This window comes from Modestobacter italicus (assembly GCF_019799965.1).
Classification (GTDB): domain Bacteria; phylum Actinomycetota; class Actinomycetes; order Mycobacteriales; family Geodermatophilaceae; genus Modestobacter; species Modestobacter italicus_A.
The window spans coordinates 690,892-707,366 of sequence record NZ_JABGCJ010000001.1; the positions used below are offsets into that span (position 1 = coordinate 690,892).

The following is a 16,475-nucleotide window of genomic DNA, read 5'->3' on the forward strand; positions in this document are numbered from 1 at the left end:
AGGACGCCGTGCAGACGGTGCAGCTGCGCCGCTACGTGATGGAGCCGGGCCGGATGGCCGACTTCCTGGCCTGGTTCCCGACGCTGGTCCCGGTGCGGGAGCAGTACGGGTTCCGGCTGCTGTTCGCCCTCGTCGACGACGAGCACGAGACGTTCACCTGGGCGGTCGCGCACGACGGTGACCAGGACGAGTTCCGCCGGGTGGAGGCCGTCTACAACGACGCACCCGAGCGGGCCCGGGTGTTCGAGACCTTCCCGGCGTGCATCGCCGCCAAGGAGATCGGCTTCGCCACCTCAGCGGTCTGAGGGTCCCCTGGGGCGGAGACGGTGCGTCTCCGCCCCAGGGGGTCGGTCAGTGCCCGCCCTCGCAGCAGACGTGTGGGTCCTCGATCTCGAACGGCTGCAGCACTCCCCCGGCCGCCCGCTCGACGAGCAGCGTGAGCCGCCCGCCGGAGAAGGTCGGCCGCAGGAAGCCGTTCGGGCCGGTGTCGACGACGTCGGTGCCGGCCGGTTCCACGCCGATCCCGGTGACCTGTTCGATCGCGGTCGCGGCGATCAGGTCGGCCACCGCGATCCGCCCGGCGACCTCGGCCGAGCCCGGGAAGCGGATCGCTCGGCCGGCCGTGCCGGCACCGGCCTCGTCCAGCGCCGTCCGGGCCGGGGCCGCGAGGGCCTCGTCACCGGCACCGGGCTCGGAGCCGCCGTCGCCGGCGTGCTCCGCGTCGGGGCCACCGGTCACCACCGGACCGGACAGCGCCCGGGCGAGAGCGGCCCGCGTCGCCGCCGGGTCGGCCGGCTCCCCGGCCAGCCGCAGCGAGACCCCGGCCCGGGGCACCGGGCCGGAGCGGTCCACGTGGGTGCAGACCAGCTCCGCCCCGGTGCCCGAGCCGGCCAGCGCCTCGTCGACCGCGGCCAGCAGGTGGGCGTCGGGGACCTCGTCGGCCCCCGGCGCCACACCCCACCAGAGCGCGGTCAGCGCTGCCGTCATCAGATCGCGTCGACGAACACCGGGTTGGCGTAGAACCAGAGGTCCTCCCACGGGTTCGCGTCCCCGACGACGTCCATCAGCGGGTTGCCGTTGCCGTCGAGCTGGTTGCCGTCGCTGCCGCGCAGGCGCACGTAGAACGAGCGCTCCACGTTCTTGAAGGTGTGCTCGAAGGTCCAGTGCGCGCGGCCGCGGCCCACCTCGAAGGTCTTCACCACGGAGGTCTCCGGGGCGACGAAGACGTCCCGGTCGGACACGGGACCGGTCACCGCGCCGCTGATCAGGTCGACCTTGGCCAGCTTCGGCACGTCGCCGTTGGCGTTGGCGCCACCGGCCACCTTGACCGTGATGGTCACCGTGACGTCGCCGCCGCGGCGGACCCAGGTGCGGCCGCCGAGCGTCGCGCCCTGCGCGTCACCGTGGCTGGCCGAGCGGACCCGCACGTCCAGGCCCTCGATGATCCGGCCGTGCACGGCGACGATCTTGCCGGCCTGCAGGCCCTGCATGATGCCGACGTAGGAGCGGGAGTCCGAGGCCACCAGGGTGCTGCTGTACTGGCCGGGCCAGAAGTCGCCGTACTCGGTGATCGGCCGGCCGGTGTCGACGGCGTCGCCCTTGGTGCCGTGGGTGTTGAAGTCCAGCGGACCCTGGACGCGGGTGTCGCGGAAGACCCGGTGCGAGTCCGAGGTGGCGGTGACCCACCACGGCTTGCCCTCGGCCAGCAGCGAGTCCCACATGCCGCCGACGGTGGCGGTCATCCAGTCGAAGCCACCGAAGGTGCGGTAGGACTCCGGCGGGTAGGGCATGAACCGGTCCGCCCGCTGGCCGGCGTTGTCGTAGTAGCCGCGGCCGCTGCCGGGGCCACCCTGCGAGGTCGGGATGCCGGCGGCCTGGTGACCGGGGGCGCCCTCCATGCCGACGGCGACCTGCGGGGCCGCGTCGCGCCAGTTGCGCATCTCGTGCGGGCTGTCGATGCCCTGGCGGCTGGGGTGGTTGGCGAACATCAGCGCGATCTCGGTGCGCCGGTTGCGGACCTGGTTGTCCAGGTACTTCAGCGCCTCGATGGCGTAGGGCTCCACGTTGCCCGTGACGCCGTTGGCCGACAGCACGCTGCCGTCGTAGCCGGCCTCGAACGCCTTGAGGATGTCGACGGTCGCGTTGCCCGGGGGCAGCATGACGGTGGCGTGCTCGGCGCCGGGGATGTTCCACTCCAGGCCCTGGTAGATCATCGTGCCCGCGTACTGGCGGCGGACCTTCTCGATCTCCGGGGTGATCTTGTCGATCGAGAGCTTCTGGTGGGCGACGCCACCGTGGTCGGTGATGACCATCCAGTCCAGGCCGTACTGACGGCCCTTGATGACCTGGGTCGCCACGTCGTACTGCGCGTCGGGCGAGTACTTGGTGTGGATGTGGTGGTCACCGGCGAAGAACTGCGAACGCCCGGTCCAGGCGTTGGTGGTCGTCCCGGGCTCGGCCGCGGCGGCCACGCCCTGACCCAGCCCACCCGCGGCGCCGGCGACACCGGCGGCGGCACCGGCGACGACGGCCGCGGTGGCCAGGAAGCCACGGCGCGAGACCGACAACGGGTCGTCGGCCTGCGGGTCGGCCCAGGTGCCCTCGACCCCGGCGGTCGCGTGGTGGTGGTGGTCGTGGTCGCCGTGGTGGTGGTGACCGTGCTCGTGGTCGTGGTCGTGGCTCATTCGAGGCGCTCCCGCATCGTCAGTCCTGCATCTGTCGGCAGCGACTCTCCGATGGAGTCGCCACGAACGGGTGACATGAAGACGAGCATCCGGCCAACAACAGACACTTGTGCGAACTGCTCGCAGGAAGGCCGTGCCCCGGCCACTCCATCGCCCGGGCCGGACGCACCGGTGGCAGGATCACAGCGGCTGACCCGTACCCCGAGGAGAACCGATGACCGCATCGACGCGGACCACGACGACCATCGCCGAGCTGCCCTCGCTGAAGGGGCAGGAGCTGGGCACCAGCGACTGGTTCGAGGTCACCCAGGAACGGGTCAACACCTTCGCCGAGGCGACCGGTGACCACCAGTGGATCCACGTGGACGTCGAGCGGGCCAAGGCCGAGAGCCCCTTCGGCGGGCCGATCGGGCACGGGTACCTCACGCTCTCCCTCGTCGTCCCGATGTACTCCCAGGTGCTCAGCGTCAGCGACGCGAAGATGGGCGTGAACTACGGCCTGAACAAGGTCCGTTTCCCCGCGCCCGTGCCGGTCGGCTCCCGGATCCGGCTGACCGCGACGCTCAACGACGTCACCGAGATCGCCGGCGGGCTGCAGCTGACCATCGGCGCGGTCATCGAGCGGGAGGGCGGCGAGAAGCCCGTCTGCATCGCCGAGCTGGTCTTCCGCACCTACGCCTAGGAGGCCCCTGCCCCACCCCTGCAGGGGTCCGGGACGGCGGTGCGCCTAGCGTCCCCCGGGTGCGCATCGCCGTCTTCACCGGGTCCCAGTCCGGGCCGCCGTCCCACCAGCAGGCCGCCGCCGACTTCGCCACCGCCCTGGCCCGCGCCGGGGTGGGCATCGTCTACGGCGGGGGGAACGTGGGCCTGATGGGCGTGGTGGCCGACGCCGCGCTGGCCGCCGGCGGCGAGGTCGTCGGGGTGATCCCCCAGCACCTGGTGGACGACGAGGTGGCCCACCCCGGCCTGCCACGGCTGGAGGTCGTGCAGACGATGCACGAGCGCAAGGCGGTGATGGCCGACCTGTCCGACGCCTTCGTCGCCCTCCCCGGCGCCGCCGGCACCCTCGAGGAGCTGTTCGAGGCCTGGACCTGGGGGATGCTGGGGCTGCACGCCAAGCCGACCGCGTTCCTGGACGTCGACGGGTTCTGGCAGCCGCTGCTGCAGCAGCTGCGCCGGATGGTCGACGACGGCTACCTGGCCGCCAACCGGCTCGAGGCCCTCGGCGTGGTGCACGACGCCGCCGAGCTGCTGGCCTTCGTCGACGGCTACCGGCACCCGGCCCGCAAGTGGACGCCCCCGGCGACCTGAGGTTGACGCCCGCCCACCGTGGGCACCGGTCGGGACATGCGACTGAAGAGGACCCTGGTGGCACTGCTGATCGCCGGCAGCGCCGCGCTCACCGGCTGCGGCGGCGACAACACCGACCTGCAGCGCGGCGAGACCGACTGCGACGGCGGCAACAACAACAGCCACGACGAGAACTGCGAGCAGACCGGCACCCCCGACGCGGCCGGCAACAGCTGACCGGTGGAGCACGCCGACGTCGTCGTGGTGGGGGGCGGGCCCGCCGGTGCAGCCTGCGCGGCCGCCGTCCGCCGGGACCACCCGGACGCCGACGTGCTGGTGCTCGACCGCGCCGAGTTCCCCCGGGACAAGGTCTGCGGTGACGGCATCGCCCCCGAGGCGCTCGACGTGCTCGGCGGTCTCGGCCTGGACGTCGCTGCGCTGACCGACGGGTACCCCGCCGTCCCGCGGTTGCGGCTGCGCGGCCCGCGCGGGACGACGGTCGAGCGGGCGACCACCCGGCCCTCGGTCGTCGTCCCGCGGGCGGTGCTCGACGGCCGGCTGCTGGCGCAGGTGCTGGCCACCGGCGTCCGGTTCCGCCGGCACACCGTCCGCACCGTCACCGTGCACCCCGACCACGTCGAGGTGGACGGCGTGGTCCGGGCCGGCGTGCTGGTCGGCGCGGACGGCGCCGAGTCCGTGGTCCGCCGCGCGCTGGGCGTGCCGGTCAACCCCCCGGACCGGCTGGCGGTGGCGATCCGCGGCTACGCGCCGGTGCTGCCCGGCCACGACGGCGTGCAGGTGGTGACCACGACGGACCGGCGCTGGCCGGCCTATGCCTGGTCGTTCCCGCTCGGTGACGGCCGGGCCAACGTCGGCTACGGCGAGCTGGTGTCCGGCGGCGTCACCCGGGCCGAGCTGGTCGCCGGGCTGCACCGGCTGCTGCCCGGGGTGGAGCCCACGGAGCTGCGCGCGCACCGGCTGCCGTTGTCGACCGGCCGGCCGGCGCTGCCCGGTGGCCGGGTGCTGCTGGCCGGGGACGCGCAGTCGCTGATCAACCCGCTCACCGGCGAGGGGATCTTCTACGCCGTGCTGTCCGGTGCGCTGGCCGGGGCCGCGGCGGGCGCCGGGGCGGGGGCCGGGCAGCTGCACCGGCAGCTGCTGCACCGTCGGCTCGGCGGGCACCTGCGCGGCTCGACGCTGGCCTCCCAGCTGAGCCGGTTGCCGGTGCTGATGGACGCCGCGGTGCGCGCGGCCCGCGACGACCAGCGGGTCTTCGACGACGTCGTCGCCCTCGGGCTGGCCGACGGCCGGCTCACCGCCCGGACCCTGGCGGCCACCGTGCGCCGGCTCAGCTGACGGCGACCTCGACCCGGCCGCGACCGGCGCGCTTGGCCGCGTAGAGCGCCGCGTCGGCGGCGGCGTACAGCTCCTCCAGCCCGGTGGCGTGCGAGGGAGCGTGCGCCACCCCCAGGCTCACCGAGACCGCCAGCAGGGTGCCGTCGGCCAGCAGCAGCGGCGCAGCCCGGACGGCGTCGAGCACCTCCGACGCGCGGCGGAGGGCCACGTCGGCGGGGCAGTCGGGCAGCAGGACGGCCAGCTCGTCACCGCCCATCCGGCTCAGCACGGCGTCCCCGGCGCGCACGACGGTGCGCAGCACGTCGGCGACGTGCACCAGGGCATCGTCCCCGACCGGGTGTCCGTACCGGTCGTTGATGGTCTTGAACGAGTCGACGTCGACCAGCACCAGCGAGGTGCCCTGCGGGGTGAGGGGGGCACCCAGCGCGGAGCCGAGGGCCTCGTCGAGCACCCGGCGGTTGACCAGGCCGGTGAGGGAGTCCACCGTGGCCTGCCGCTGGAGCAGCGCGACCAGCCGGTCGGTGGTCTCCCCGGCGCGGACCAGCATGATCGCCATCACCACCAGCACCGCGCCGAAGAAGCTCAGGTCGCTGACCGCGTTGCCGACGGGCTGGAGACGGAAGAGCACGACCGCGTCGCCGGCGACCGCCACGACGGTGACGAGGGCGACGGCGCCCCGGCGCAGGTTCACCCCCGCCCACAGCACGGGGAACGCGAGGAACGCCTGCCCCCCGGCCGAGGGGTCCTGGGTGATCCAGTTCATCGCGCAGCACAGGGCGGTGCCGATGACGGCGATCAGCACGTACCCGCCGCGCGCGTCGATGAGTTCCGGCGGGGCGGCCCGGTACAGCAGGGCCAGCCCGACGAGCACCGCGGCGGTGACCCAGGAGGCGACCACGCCCGCCGGGGTGGCCGCGTTCGGACCGAACAGCGAGAAGACCAGCATGGTCACTGCGCACACCAGCAGCACGACGACCGCCGTGCGGGCGGCCACCCGAGGGTCACGGGCCCTCATCGTCGCCGGTGTCTGCACCCCTCCATGATCGGCGCCCGCCGAGATCGACTGTGCACGACCGGACCGTGACCCCCTCGGGCGGGTGAGGCGCCTCAGCCGCCGAGCAGCAGGTCGGCGACGACCTCGGCGCCAGCAAGACCGAGCGGTTGCGCGCTGTGACGGCCCCCACCGTTCCCGTGAGGGCCGCCACCTGCGAGGATGCGGAGGGCGTGGGATTCGAACCCACGAGGAGCTGTGAACTCCTAGCGGTTTTCAAGACCGCCGCCATCGGCCACTAGGCGAGCCCTCCTGGCGGCGACGAGCCTAACCCCGGGCCCAGTTCCCCCCGCCGTCCCGGCATGAACCGCCGCCGGACGGCGTTGCACCCCCCAGATGGTCCGCGAGGCTCGCGTCGACCTCCCACAGCCTGCACGTCAACCGAAGGACACTCCCTGTCTGTGACCGCCCCCCAGCAGTCCCCCACCCGTCGCCGTGAGCGCAGCGCCGCCCGTCAGGCCGCAGCCCGCGACGCCGACCGGACCGCCGCCCGCGACGAGAAGCGCGCCCAGCAGATCTGGGTCGACGGCGCCGCTCCCGAGCTGCCCACCCGCGCCACCCGCCCGCAGAAGGTGGTCTTCCACCTGGGCCCGACCAACTCCGGCAAGACCTACGAGTCGCTGCAGGCGCTGGCCGCTCTCGGCTCCGGGGTCTACGCCGCCCCGCTGCGCCAGCTGGCGCACGAGGCCTACGCCAAGCTCTCCGCCCAGCTGCCCGCCGGCACCGTCGGGCTCTCCACCGGCGAGGAGGAGATCGACCCGAACGCGCCGATCGTCTGCTGCACCGTGGAGAAGGCCCCCGACCGCGGCGAGATGCTGGTCCTGGACGAGTCGCACTGGGTCACCGACCCCGACCGCGGCCACCACTGGGCGCGGCTGCTGCTGACCGGTGAGTACCGCGAGATGCACCTGATCTCCGCCGCCGAGGCGTACCTGGTGCTCAAGCCGCTGGTCACCGACGCCCAGCAGGTGCAGGTCGTGAACCACAAGCGGCTGTCCCGGCTCGACGTCCTCCGCTCCCCGGTGCGCACCGACGGGGTGAAGCCGCAGACCCTGGTCGTCGCGTTCTCCCGCAAGACGGTCTACGCCGTCGCCGCCGAGCTCGACCAGCACCGGCCCGGCAAGGTCGGCGTCCTCTACGGCGCGCTGCCGCCGGCCACCCGCCGGGACGTCATCGACCGGTTCACCCGCGGCGAGCTCGACGTGCTGGTGACCACCGACGTGATCGGCCACGGCATCAACGTGCCGGCCAGCACCGTGCTGTTCGCCGAGACCACCAAGTTCGACGGCCAGGAGCTGCGGCCGCTGCGCACCTGGGAGGTCGCCCAGATCGCCGGTCGCGCCGGCCGCTACGGGCTCACCGGGCACGGCCAGACCGGCATCCTGATCGGCGTGGCCGGGCTCAAGCCGGTCGGTGCCCTGGTCGCCTCCGGTGCCGCCGTGGCCCGCGGCGACGAGATGAGCGACCTGCCCAAGCGCCGGCCCCGCCTGCGCCCGGAGCTGGAGGACCTCGGCGCGTTCGAGGCCGTCGACCTGCCCGAGGCACTCACCCGCTGGATGGCCTGGGCCCGCGCGGCCACCCGCGACGAGGGCATGACCGCCGACGACGTCACCGGCCTGGTGCTGCGGGTGCACGCCCTGCTGCCGATGCTCAAGGGCCCGCTCGGTGCCGCCGGCGACCTGCAGACGGTGTGGCGGCTGGTCAACCTGGCCATCGACTACAACCCGCCGCGGCGCACCCGCTGGCTGGTGCTCGCCCGCGCCGCCCTGCAGCACGCCATCGGCCTGCCCGTGCCGGTGGAGACCGTGCTGCCGGAGTACCCGGTGAAGGCCAGCGTCGAGGAGTACGAGCAGACCGCCGCCGCCGCGCGCGACGCGCAGACCCTGCTGCGCCAGTTCCCCGGCGTCGCCGGCCTGGACAGCGAGGACGCCGCCGAGCTCGAGGAGGCGTGCGCCAACACGATCACCGAACTGCTGCCCGACGCGATCTCCATCGGCCGCTCCGGCAAGTGCGTCGAGTGCGGGACGTCGATCGCGCCGTGGTTCAGCACCTGCCGGCCGTGCAGCTCCGGGCCCTCCGGTGGGCGCGGGCCAGGCCGCGAGGGCGCCAAGCGCGAGGGCGCCGGCCGCAACGGCCGTGGCGGCCGCCCGGCGTCCCGGTCGGGGTCACGGCAGGGACGCCGTCCCAGCCGCAGCGGTCGCGGCTGACCTCTGACGAGGGCGGGCTCCCACCGGGAGCCCGCCCTCGCTGCGTTCCTGCCAGAGTGGGCGGATGGGACCTCTGCACGGGCTGCGCGTGGTGGAGCTGGCCGGCATCGGCCCCGGCCCGTTCGCGGCGATGCTGCTGGCCGACCTGGGCGCCGACGTGCTGCGGGTCGACCGGCCCGGCGCCGAGCCTCCCTTCGGCCGCACCGACGTCGACCTGCTGACCCGTGGGCGCCGCTCGATCGCGGTCGACCTCAAGCACCCGGACGGCGTCGCCACCGTGCTGGCCCTGGCCGAGCGGGCCGACGTCCTGCTGGAGGGCTTCCGCCCCGGGGTGACCGAGCGGCTGGGGCTCGGCCCCGACGAGTGCCTGGCCCGCAACGAGCGGCTGGTCTACGGCCGGATGACCGGCTGGGGGCAGGACGGGCCGCTGGCGCACACCGCCGGGCACGACGTCGGCTACATCGCCGTCACGGGGGCGCTGCACGCCATCGGCCGGGCCGGCGGGCCGCCGCAGGTGCCGGTGAACCTGCTCGGCGACTTCGGTGGCGGGGCGATGTACCTGGTGGTCGGGGTGCTGGCCGCACTGCTGGAGCGCGCTACCAGCGGACGGGGGCAGGTGGTGGACGCCGCGATCGTCGACGGCACCGCCCACCTGTCCACGATGCTGCTCGGGATGCTCGCCGGCGGGCTGTGGCAGGACCGGCGCGGCGTGAACCTGCTGGACACCGGCGTCCCCTGGTACGACGTCTACGAGACCGCCGACGGCGGGCACCTGGCGGTCGGCGCGCTCGAGCCGCGGTTCTTCGCCGAGCTGGTCGACCGGCTGGGCCTCCCCGGCGCCTCCCGCGACGACCCGGCCGCGCTGCGCGCGCTGCTCACCGACACGATCCGCACCCGGACCAGGGACGAGTGGGCTGCCGTCTTCGAGGGATCCGACGCCTGCGTGGCCCCGGTGCTCTCCTACGCAGAGGCCCGCGACCACCCGCACCTGCGGGCCCGCGGCACGTACGTGGAGTCGCACGGCACTCCCCAGCCGGCGCCCGCGCCGCGCTTCTCCCGCACCCCCGGCGCCCTCGACCGGCCGCCGCCGAGCCCCGGTCAGCACACCCGCGAGGCGCTCACCGACTGGGGCGTCCGCGACGTCGATGCCCTCCTGGCCACCGGCGCCGTCCACCAGCCCTGACACCCTGCCCGGCCATGTTGGCGAACATGGCCGGGCAGGAGTGGTCAGCGACGATCGGCGGAGCCCGGCCCGCGGCCCTGTCGGCCCACATGGCCGGTCAGGTGGGGCGGACGGTGCCGATCAGGTGCTCGGTGCCTGCCGTGGCGTTGCGGACGGCGAGGTCCCAGCCACCGCCGGCCTCCTCGGTGGACAGCGTGACCGTCGAGGGCAGGAAGAGCGGCTTGCGGAAGGCGACGTCCACGGCGACGGCGTCCGGCAGCCGGCCGGACAGCGCGGCCAGCGCCCGGGCCTTGACCCACATGCCGTGCGCGATCGCCCGCTTGAAGCCGAACGCCTTCGCGGTCAGCCCGGACAGGTGGATCGGGTTCACGTCACCGGAGACCTTCGCGTAGCGGCGGCCGGCGTCGTCCGGCACCCGCCACTGCGCGGCCGGCCGCTCCAGCGCACCGACCTCGACGTCGACGTCCGACGCCGGGGCACCCTCGGGTGCCGACGCCCCGCGGGCCAGGTAGGTCGACCGGCTCCGCCACACCTCGGCACCGCCGGCGGAGACCGACGCGCACAGGTCGACGGTGGCGCCGCTGCGGTGGGTGGCGAACCGCTCGGCCCAGACCTCCAGGTCCAGCGCCTCGCCCACGCCGATCGGGCGGTCGGCCTCGATCCGGTTGCGCACGTGCACCAGCCCGGGCAGGGCCAGCGGGAACGCCCGGTCGGTCATCAGCGCGACCTGCAGCGGGAAGGCCAGCACGTGCGGGAAGGTCAGCGGCAGCGCGTCGGAGAGCGGGAACCGGCAGACCCGGGCGTAGTCGGCCAGCTGGGCCGGGTCCGCGGTGACACCGACCCGGGCCAGCCGGGTGTCCGGCAGGTCGCCGCCCCGGCCGCGCGCGGTGAGCGCGGCCCGGGCGAACAGCGCGGGCATGGCGGGCGCGGCGTCGAGCACGGTGCGGGCCATCTCAGGCACCCAGCACCGACTGGCCGCAGACACGCACGACCTGGCCGTTGACCCCGGCGCTGCCGGGCTGGGCGAGGAAGGCGATCGTCTCGGCGACGTCGACCGGCAGTCCGCCCTGCTGCAGCGAGTTCAGCCGGGAGCCGACCTCGCGGGTGCCCAGCGGCATCTTCGCGGTCATCTCGGTGACGATGAAGCCGGGCGCCACCGCGTTGATCGTGGCCCCGCGCCGGGCGAACTCCGGCGCCCAGGCGCGCACCATGCCGATGATGCCCGCCTTGGACGCCGCGTAGTTGGTCTGCCCGCGGTTGCCGGCGATCCCCGACTGGGAGCTGACGCTGATCACCCGGGCGCCGGGCTTCAGTGCACCCTCGGTGTCCAGCAGCGCCTGGGTGATGTCCAGCTGCGCCTGCAGGTTCACCGCCATCACCGAGTTCCAGCGGGCGGCGTCCATGTTGACCAGCAGCTTGTCCCGGGTGATGCCGGCGTTGTGCACGACGACGTCCACCCCGCCGTGCCGGGCGATCAGCTGCTGCGCCAGCCGGGTGCCGGCGTCCGCGCCGGTGATGTCCAGCGCCACCGCCGTCCCGCCGATCTCGTTGGCCACCTGGGCCAGCTGCTCCCCCGCCGCCGGGACGTCGACCGCGACCACGTGCGCGCCGTCCCGGGACAGCACCTTCGCGATCGCGGCGCCGATGCCGCGCGCGGCCCCGGTGACCACGGCGACCTTGCCGGTCAGCGGCCGCTCGCGGTCCTCACCGGCCGGCACGTCCGCGGCGGTGACCGTGAGCACCTGGCCGTCGACGTAGGCGGCGCGGCCGGAGAGGAAGAAGCGCACCGGGCCGGCCAACGACGCCTCCGCGCCGAGCGGCACCTGCACCAGGTTGGCCGTCGCCCCGCCGCGCAGCTCCTTGGCCAGCGAACGGACCAGTCCGTCCAGCGCCTGCCGGGCCGCGGCCTGGGCCGGGGAGGCGGCGTCGGCCGGCGGGTCGGCGAGCACCAGCACCCGACCGCTGGGCGCCAGCCGCTTGACCGCCGGGGCCAGGAAGTCGTGCGCCGCGGCCAGGTCGGCCGGCCCGGTCAGCCCGGTGGCGTCGAGCAGGACGGCGGCCAGCCGGTCGCCGTCCGTGCCGCCGTCGACGGTCGCCGGGGAGACGACGGTGACCCCGGCGTCGCGCAGCAGCCGGGTCAGCTCGTCACGCAGCCGGCCCTCACCCGCCGAGCCGACCACCGCGGGCCCCGGCAGCAGCGGCTGGCCGGGCTCGTGGCGGCGCAGCACCGCCGGTCGGGGCAGGCCGAGCTGCTTGGTGATGGTCGTGCCGACGCCGGAGTTGGCGAAGTCGCGGTACCAGTCGCTCACGTGGGGTCCTTCCGCATGGAGGGGGGTCGGTCGTGCGGCCCGAAGCGGGTTGACCCAGATCGGGCGGGGTTGAGCCGGGTGCGCACGCGGCTCGACCCCGTCGCCCCCGGGTCGACCCGGGGGCGACGGGGAGCCGGCGGGGGGCTCAGGACTCGAGGATGGCGACGACGCCCTGGCCGCCGGCGGCGCAGATGGAGATCAGGCCGCGCTTGCCCGGGCCGGCCTCGTGCAGCAGCTTGGCCAGCGTCGCCACGATCCGGCCGCCGGTGGCGGCGAACGGGTGGCCGGCGGCCAGCGACGAGCCGTTGACGTTCAGCTTCGACCGGTCGATCGAGCCGAGCGGGGCGTCCAGGCCCAGCTTCTCCTTGCAGAACGCCGGGCTCTCCCATGCCTTCAGGGTGGCCAGCACGGTGGAGGCGAACGCCTCGTGCACCTCGTAGAAGTCGAAGTCCTGCAGGGTCAGGCCGTTGCGCTCCAGCAGCACCGGGACGGCGTAGGCCGGGGCCATCAGCAGGCCCTCGCCGCCGTGCACGTAGTCGACCGCGGCGGTCTGGGCGTCGACCAGGTGGGCGAGCACCGGCAGGTCGCGCTCGGCGGCCCACTCGTCGCTGGCCAGCAGCACGGCGGAGGCCCCATCGGTGAGCGGGGTGGAGTTTCCCGCCGTCATCGTGGCGCCCTCACCCTGCCCGAACACCGGCTTCAGCTTCGCCAGCTTCTCCACCGAGGTGTCCGGCCGCAGGTTCGCGTCGCGGGAGAGGCCGAGGAACGGCGTCACCAGGTCGTCGAAGAACCCACGGTCGTAGGCGGCGGCGAGCGCCTGGTGCGAGCGGACGGTCAGCTCGTCCTGCTCCTCGCGGCCGATCTCCCACTCCCGGGCGGTGATCGCGGCGTGGTCGCCCATCGCCAGCCCGGTGCGCGGCTCGGCGTTGCGCGGGATCTCCGGGGCCAGCTGGCCGGGGCGCAGGCCGGCCAGCGCCTTGAGCCGCTGCTGCACGGTCTTCGCCCGGTTGAGCTCCATCAGCACCCGGCGCAGGTCCTCGTTCACCGCGACCGGGGCGTCGGAGGTGGTGTCGGTGCCCCCGGCGATGCCGGACTCGATCTGACCCAGCGCGATCTTGTTGGCGACCAGCACGGCCGCCTCCAGCCCGGTGCCGCAGGCCTGCTGGACGTCGTAGGCCGGGGTGGCCGCCGACAGTCGCGAGCCGAGCACGGACTCCCGGGTCAGGTTGAAGTCCCGGGCGTGCTTGAGGACGGCGCCGGCGACGACCTCGCCCACCTGCTGCCCCTGCAGACCGAAGCGGGCGACCAGCCCGTCGAGGGTCGCGGTGAGCATGTCCTGGTTGCTGGCGCGGGCGTAGGCGCCGTTGGACCGGGCGAACGGGATGCGGTTGCCGCCGACGATCGCGGCCTTCCGGGTCGGTGCAGCCATGGGGGACCTCCAGGAGCCAGGGCAGAAATGGCCATTTCTGCCCCTCGAAAGGGGCGATGTCCAGTACCGAGAGTATCAGGTACCGTCGGTTGCGTGAACACGGAGACGGCCCCCGCACCGCGGGACCGGCGCGACTCGCGCTGGGACGAGCACCGCCGCGCCCGGCGTGAGCAGCTGGTCACCGCCACCCTCGCCGCGGTCGGCCGGCACGGCGCCGGGGTGGGCATGGACGAGATCGCCGCCGAGGCCGGCACCAGCAAGACCGTCGTCTACCGGCACTTCGCCGACCGCAGCGAGCTGTACGTCGCCGTCTGCGCCCGGGTCGCCGAGCAGCTCACCCGCAAGCTGCGCGAGGCGATGGGCAGCAGCGACCACCCGCGGCAGATGGTGACCGCGGCCGTGGAGACCTACCTGCTCTTCATCGAGGCCGACCCGGAGGTCTACCGGTTCGTCGTCGGCCACGCGCTGGTCGACCGGCCGGTCGGCCTGGTCACCGACGAGAAGGACCCGATCAGCAACCTGTCGGACCTGGTCGGCGACGAGGTCGGCGCGCTGGTCGGAGCGGCGCTGACCCGCGCCGGTCAGGACACCGCGGCGGCCGCCCCCTGGGGCCACGGCGTCATCGGCCTGGTCCGGGCCGCCGCCGACTGGTGGCTGCGCGCCGACCGGCCGATGCCGCGCGCCCAGCTCGCGGCCCACCTCACCGACCTGGCCTGGACGGGGTTGCGCGGCGTCGTGACCCCCGGCCACTCAACTCCTGCCCCCGCGAGTCCGATGGAGGAAGCGTGACCAGCACCCCGACCCCCCTCACCCCGGTCGACCCGGCCCGGCTCACCGAGGTCCTCGACGGCCGGTGGGCGCACGTGCGCCGCGACGCCCGCGAGCAGCTGGGCACCGCCCGCTACGCCACCGTGCACGGCGAGACGATGACCGAGGCGCGCGAGCGGGTGACCCGGCTGACCGCCGACCTGGCCGGCACCGGCAGCGTCGCCCTCGGCTACCCCGCGGCGTACGGCGGGTCCGACGACAGCGGCGGCTCGGTGGTCTCGATCGAGATGCTCGCCCAGGCCGACCTCTCGCTGATGGTCAAGGCCGGGGTGCAGTGGGGCCTGTTCGGCGGGGCCGTGCAGGCGCTGGGCACCCAGCGCCACCACGACGAGTTCCTGCCGGCGATCATCAGTTTCGACCTGCCCGGCTGCTTCGCGATGACCGAGACCGGCCACGGCTCCGACGTCCAGCAGCTGCGCACCACGGCCACCTACGACCCGGCGACGCAGACGTTCGACCTGCACACCCCGCACGAGGCCGCCCGCAAGGACTACATCGGCAACGCTGCGAAGGACGGGCGGATGGCGGTCGTGTTCGCGCAGCTGGTCACCGGCGGGCAGCGGCACGGGGTGCACGCCTGGCTGGTGCCGATCCGCGACGCCGCGGGCGACCCGATGCCCGGGGTGACCATCGGCGACGACGGCCCCAAGGCCGGGCTGCTCGGCGTGGACAACGGCCGGCTGAGCTTCGACCACGTCCGCGTCCCGCGGGAGATGCTGCTCGACCGCTACGGCCAGGTCGCCCCCGACGGCACCTACTCGTCGTCCATCGAGAACGAGACGCGGCGCTTCTTCACCATGCTCGGCACCCTGGTGCGCGGGCGGGTCAGCGTCGGCGGCTCGGCGTCCTCGGCGACGAAGGTGGCCCTGGAGATCGCCGTCCGCTACGGCGACGTGCGCCGCCAGTTCTCCGCCCCCGGCGAGGAGCGCGAGGTCGTGGTCAACGACTACCTGGTGCACCAGCGCAAGCTGCTCCCCGCCCTGGCGCGCACCTACGCCTTCTCCTTCGCCCAGGAGGAGCTGCTCGGCACCATGCACGACGTGCTGGGCGCCGGGTCCGTCGACGAGGGGGCGCAGCGCGAGCTGGAGTCCCGGGCCGCCGGGCTCAAGGCGCTGCAGACCTGGCACGCCACCCAGACCATCCAGCTGTGCCGGGAGGCCTGCGGCGGCGCCGGCTACCTGCAGGAGAACCGGCTGCCCGGGCTCAAGGCCGACACCGACGTCTTCACCACCTTCGAGGGCGACAACACGGTGCTCATGCAGCTGGTCGCCAAGGGCCTGCTCACCGGCTACCGGGACGCCTTCGGCTCCCTGGACGGCTGGGGCAAGGCCGCGTTCGTCGCCGAGCAGGTGCGGGAGACGGTGCTCGAGCGGACCGCGGCCCGTGCGCTGATCCAGCGGCTGGTCGACGCCGTCCCCGGCCGGGAGGACGACGTCCCCTTCACCGACCGCGGCTGGCAGCTGAAGATGCTCGAGGACCGGGAAGAGCACGTCCTGGCGGGCGTGATCAAGCGGCTGCGCCGCAACGCCGCCACCCACCGGGACGGCCGGCAGTTCGACGTCTTCAACGACGTGCAGGACCACGCGCTCAAGGCCGCCGAGGCGCACATGGAGCGGGTGGTGCTGGAGGCGTTCGTCGCCGGCATCGAGCGGACGTCGGACCCGGCCGCGCGGGCGCTGCTGTCCCGGGTCTGCGACCTGTTCGCGCTCACCACCATCGAGGCGGACAAGGGCTGGTACCTGGAGCACTCGCGGATCAGCCCGACCCGCGGCAAGGCGCTCACCGGCGCGGTGAACGAGCTGCTGGCCGAGCTGCGCCCGCACATGCGCACCCTGGTCGACGCCTTCGCGATCCCGGACGCCTGGCTGAACTGCGCGATCCTGGCCGAGGAGCCGGGCCGCCAGGAGACGATGGCCGCCCACGACGCCGCACTGCGGTCCGCCGGCAGCGAGCCGCAGGCGCAGGACACCGCGACCGACCTGGACATGGCCCCCGCCCAGTAGCCGGCGGCCCGCGCGGGCGGAGCCGACGAGCGGCCATGTTCGCCAACATGGCCGCTCACCTCCCGGCCATGTCGGCCAACACGGCCGGGAGGGGACGGCGGACGGGGCCGCTCCCGGGAGGGGACGGCGGACGGC

The 16,475-nt window shown here is 74.4% G+C and carries 15 protein-coding genes and 1 tRNA gene; 9 read left to right on the top strand and 7 right to left on the bottom strand.

What is annotated here, in order from left to right; translation table 11 throughout:
* Positions 1–8: 8 nt before the first annotated feature.
* Positions 9–305 (top strand): hypothetical protein, encoded by a 297-nt coding sequence (locus HLA93_RS03375; RefSeq protein ID WP_222192834.1) that lies wholly within the window; start codon positions 9–11, stop codon positions 303–305.
* A 46-nt stretch (positions 306–351) separates the two neighbouring features.
* Here HLA93_RS03375 and HLA93_RS03380 read toward each other — a convergent pair whose 3' ends face one another.
* Both HLA93_RS03380 and HLA93_RS03385 read right to left on the bottom strand, forming a co-directional pair.
* On the bottom strand, positions 352–987 hold the full coding sequence (locus HLA93_RS03380) for a hypothetical protein (RefSeq protein WP_222192835.1): 636 nt from the start codon (positions 985–987) through the stop codon (positions 352–354).
* Positions 987–2,684 carry a PHP domain-containing protein gene (locus HLA93_RS03385; protein ID WP_222192836.1) on the bottom strand — a complete coding sequence of 566 codons (1,698 nt, stop codon included), beginning with the start codon at positions 2,682–2,684 and terminating at the stop codon, positions 987–989. Before HLA93_RS03385 ends, HLA93_RS03380 begins: the two co-directional genes overlap by 1 nt.
* A gap of 214 nt (positions 2,685–2,898) precedes the next feature.
* On the opposite strand from HLA93_RS03385, the gene HLA93_RS03390 reads away from it, so the two are divergent.
* The 4 genes from HLA93_RS03390 to HLA93_RS03405 are packed head-to-tail and all read left to right on the top strand — an operon-like array spanning position 2,899 to position 5,330.
* Positions 2,899–3,366 carry a MaoC family dehydratase gene (locus HLA93_RS03390; protein WP_222192837.1) on the top strand — a complete coding sequence of 156 codons (468 nt, stop codon included), beginning with the start codon at positions 2,899–2,901 and terminating at the stop codon, positions 3,364–3,366.
* 59 nt (positions 3,367–3,425) lie between these two features.
* A complete protein-coding gene (locus HLA93_RS03395) occupies positions 3,426–3,995 on the top strand; it encodes a TIGR00730 family Rossman fold protein (protein WP_222192838.1) in 570 nt (189 codons plus the stop codon).
* 36 nt (positions 3,996–4,031) lie between these two features.
* Positions 4,032–4,211 (top strand): hypothetical protein, encoded by a 180-nt coding sequence (locus HLA93_RS03400; RefSeq protein ID WP_222192839.1) that lies wholly within the window; start codon positions 4,032–4,034, stop codon positions 4,209–4,211.
* 3 nt (positions 4,212–4,214) lie between these two features.
* The gene (locus tag HLA93_RS03405) at positions 4,215–5,330 is read left to right on the top strand and encodes an NAD(P)/FAD-dependent oxidoreductase (RefSeq protein ID WP_222192840.1); all 1,116 of its coding nucleotides are present in this window, start codon (positions 4,215–4,217) and stop codon (positions 5,328–5,330) included.
* Here HLA93_RS03405 and HLA93_RS03410 read toward each other — a convergent pair.
* Complete coding sequence (locus HLA93_RS03410; RefSeq protein WP_246625501.1) at positions 5,323–6,345, bottom strand: GGDEF domain-containing protein; 1,023 nt, start codon at positions 6,343–6,345, stop codon at positions 5,323–5,325. The two genes, HLA93_RS03405 and HLA93_RS03410, sit on opposite strands and share 8 nt — an antisense overlap.
* A gap of 201 nt (positions 6,346–6,546) precedes the next feature.
* Positions 6,547–6,634: transfer RNA gene (locus tag HLA93_RS03415), tRNA-Ser, on the bottom strand.
* A 148-nt stretch (positions 6,635–6,782) separates the two neighbouring features.
* Here HLA93_RS03415 and HLA93_RS03420 point away from each other — a divergent pair.
* On the top strand, positions 6,783–8,588 hold the full coding sequence (locus tag HLA93_RS03420) for a helicase-related protein (RefSeq protein ID WP_222192841.1): 1,806 nt from the start codon (positions 6,783–6,785) through the stop codon (positions 8,586–8,588).
* Between the two features lie 64 nt (positions 8,589–8,652).
* Positions 8,653–9,771, top strand: a complete 1,119-nt coding sequence (locus tag HLA93_RS03425) for a CaiB/BaiF CoA transferase family protein (RefSeq protein ID WP_222192842.1) — start codon at positions 8,653–8,655, stop codon at positions 9,769–9,771.
* Between the two features lie 97 nt (positions 9,772–9,868).
* Here the strand turns inward: HLA93_RS03425 and HLA93_RS03430 are convergent, their stop codons facing one another.
* From HLA93_RS03430 to HLA93_RS03440, 3 genes are all read right to left on the bottom strand, one after another.
* Entirely contained in the window at positions 9,869–10,723 is an 855-nt protein-coding gene (locus HLA93_RS03430; protein WP_222193013.1) for a MaoC/PaaZ C-terminal domain-containing protein, read from the bottom strand.
* A gap of 1 nt (position 10,724) precedes the next feature.
* Positions 10,725–12,080: a 3-oxoacyl-ACP reductase gene (locus tag HLA93_RS03435; protein WP_222192843.1), complete on the bottom strand. Its 1,356-nt coding sequence runs from the start codon at positions 12,078–12,080 to the stop codon at positions 10,725–10,727.
* Positions 12,081–12,225: 145 nt separating this feature from the next.
* On the bottom strand, positions 12,226–13,509 hold the full coding sequence (locus HLA93_RS03440) for an acetyl-CoA C-acetyltransferase (protein ID WP_222192844.1): 1,284 nt from the start codon (positions 13,507–13,509) through the stop codon (positions 12,226–12,228).
* Positions 13,510–13,602: 93 nt separating this feature from the next.
* Here HLA93_RS03440 and HLA93_RS03445 point away from each other — a divergent pair, with 93 nt between their 5' ends.
* Entirely contained in the window at positions 13,603–14,298 is a 696-nt protein-coding gene (locus tag HLA93_RS03445) for a TetR family transcriptional regulator (protein ID WP_308127918.1), read from the top strand.
* Positions 14,295–16,340, top strand: a complete 2,046-nt coding sequence (locus tag HLA93_RS03450; protein ID WP_222192846.1) for an acyl-CoA dehydrogenase family protein — start codon at positions 14,295–14,297, stop codon at positions 16,338–16,340. Before HLA93_RS03445 ends, HLA93_RS03450 begins: the two co-directional genes overlap by 4 nt.
* The last annotated feature ends 135 nt before the right edge of the window (positions 16,341–16,475 follow it).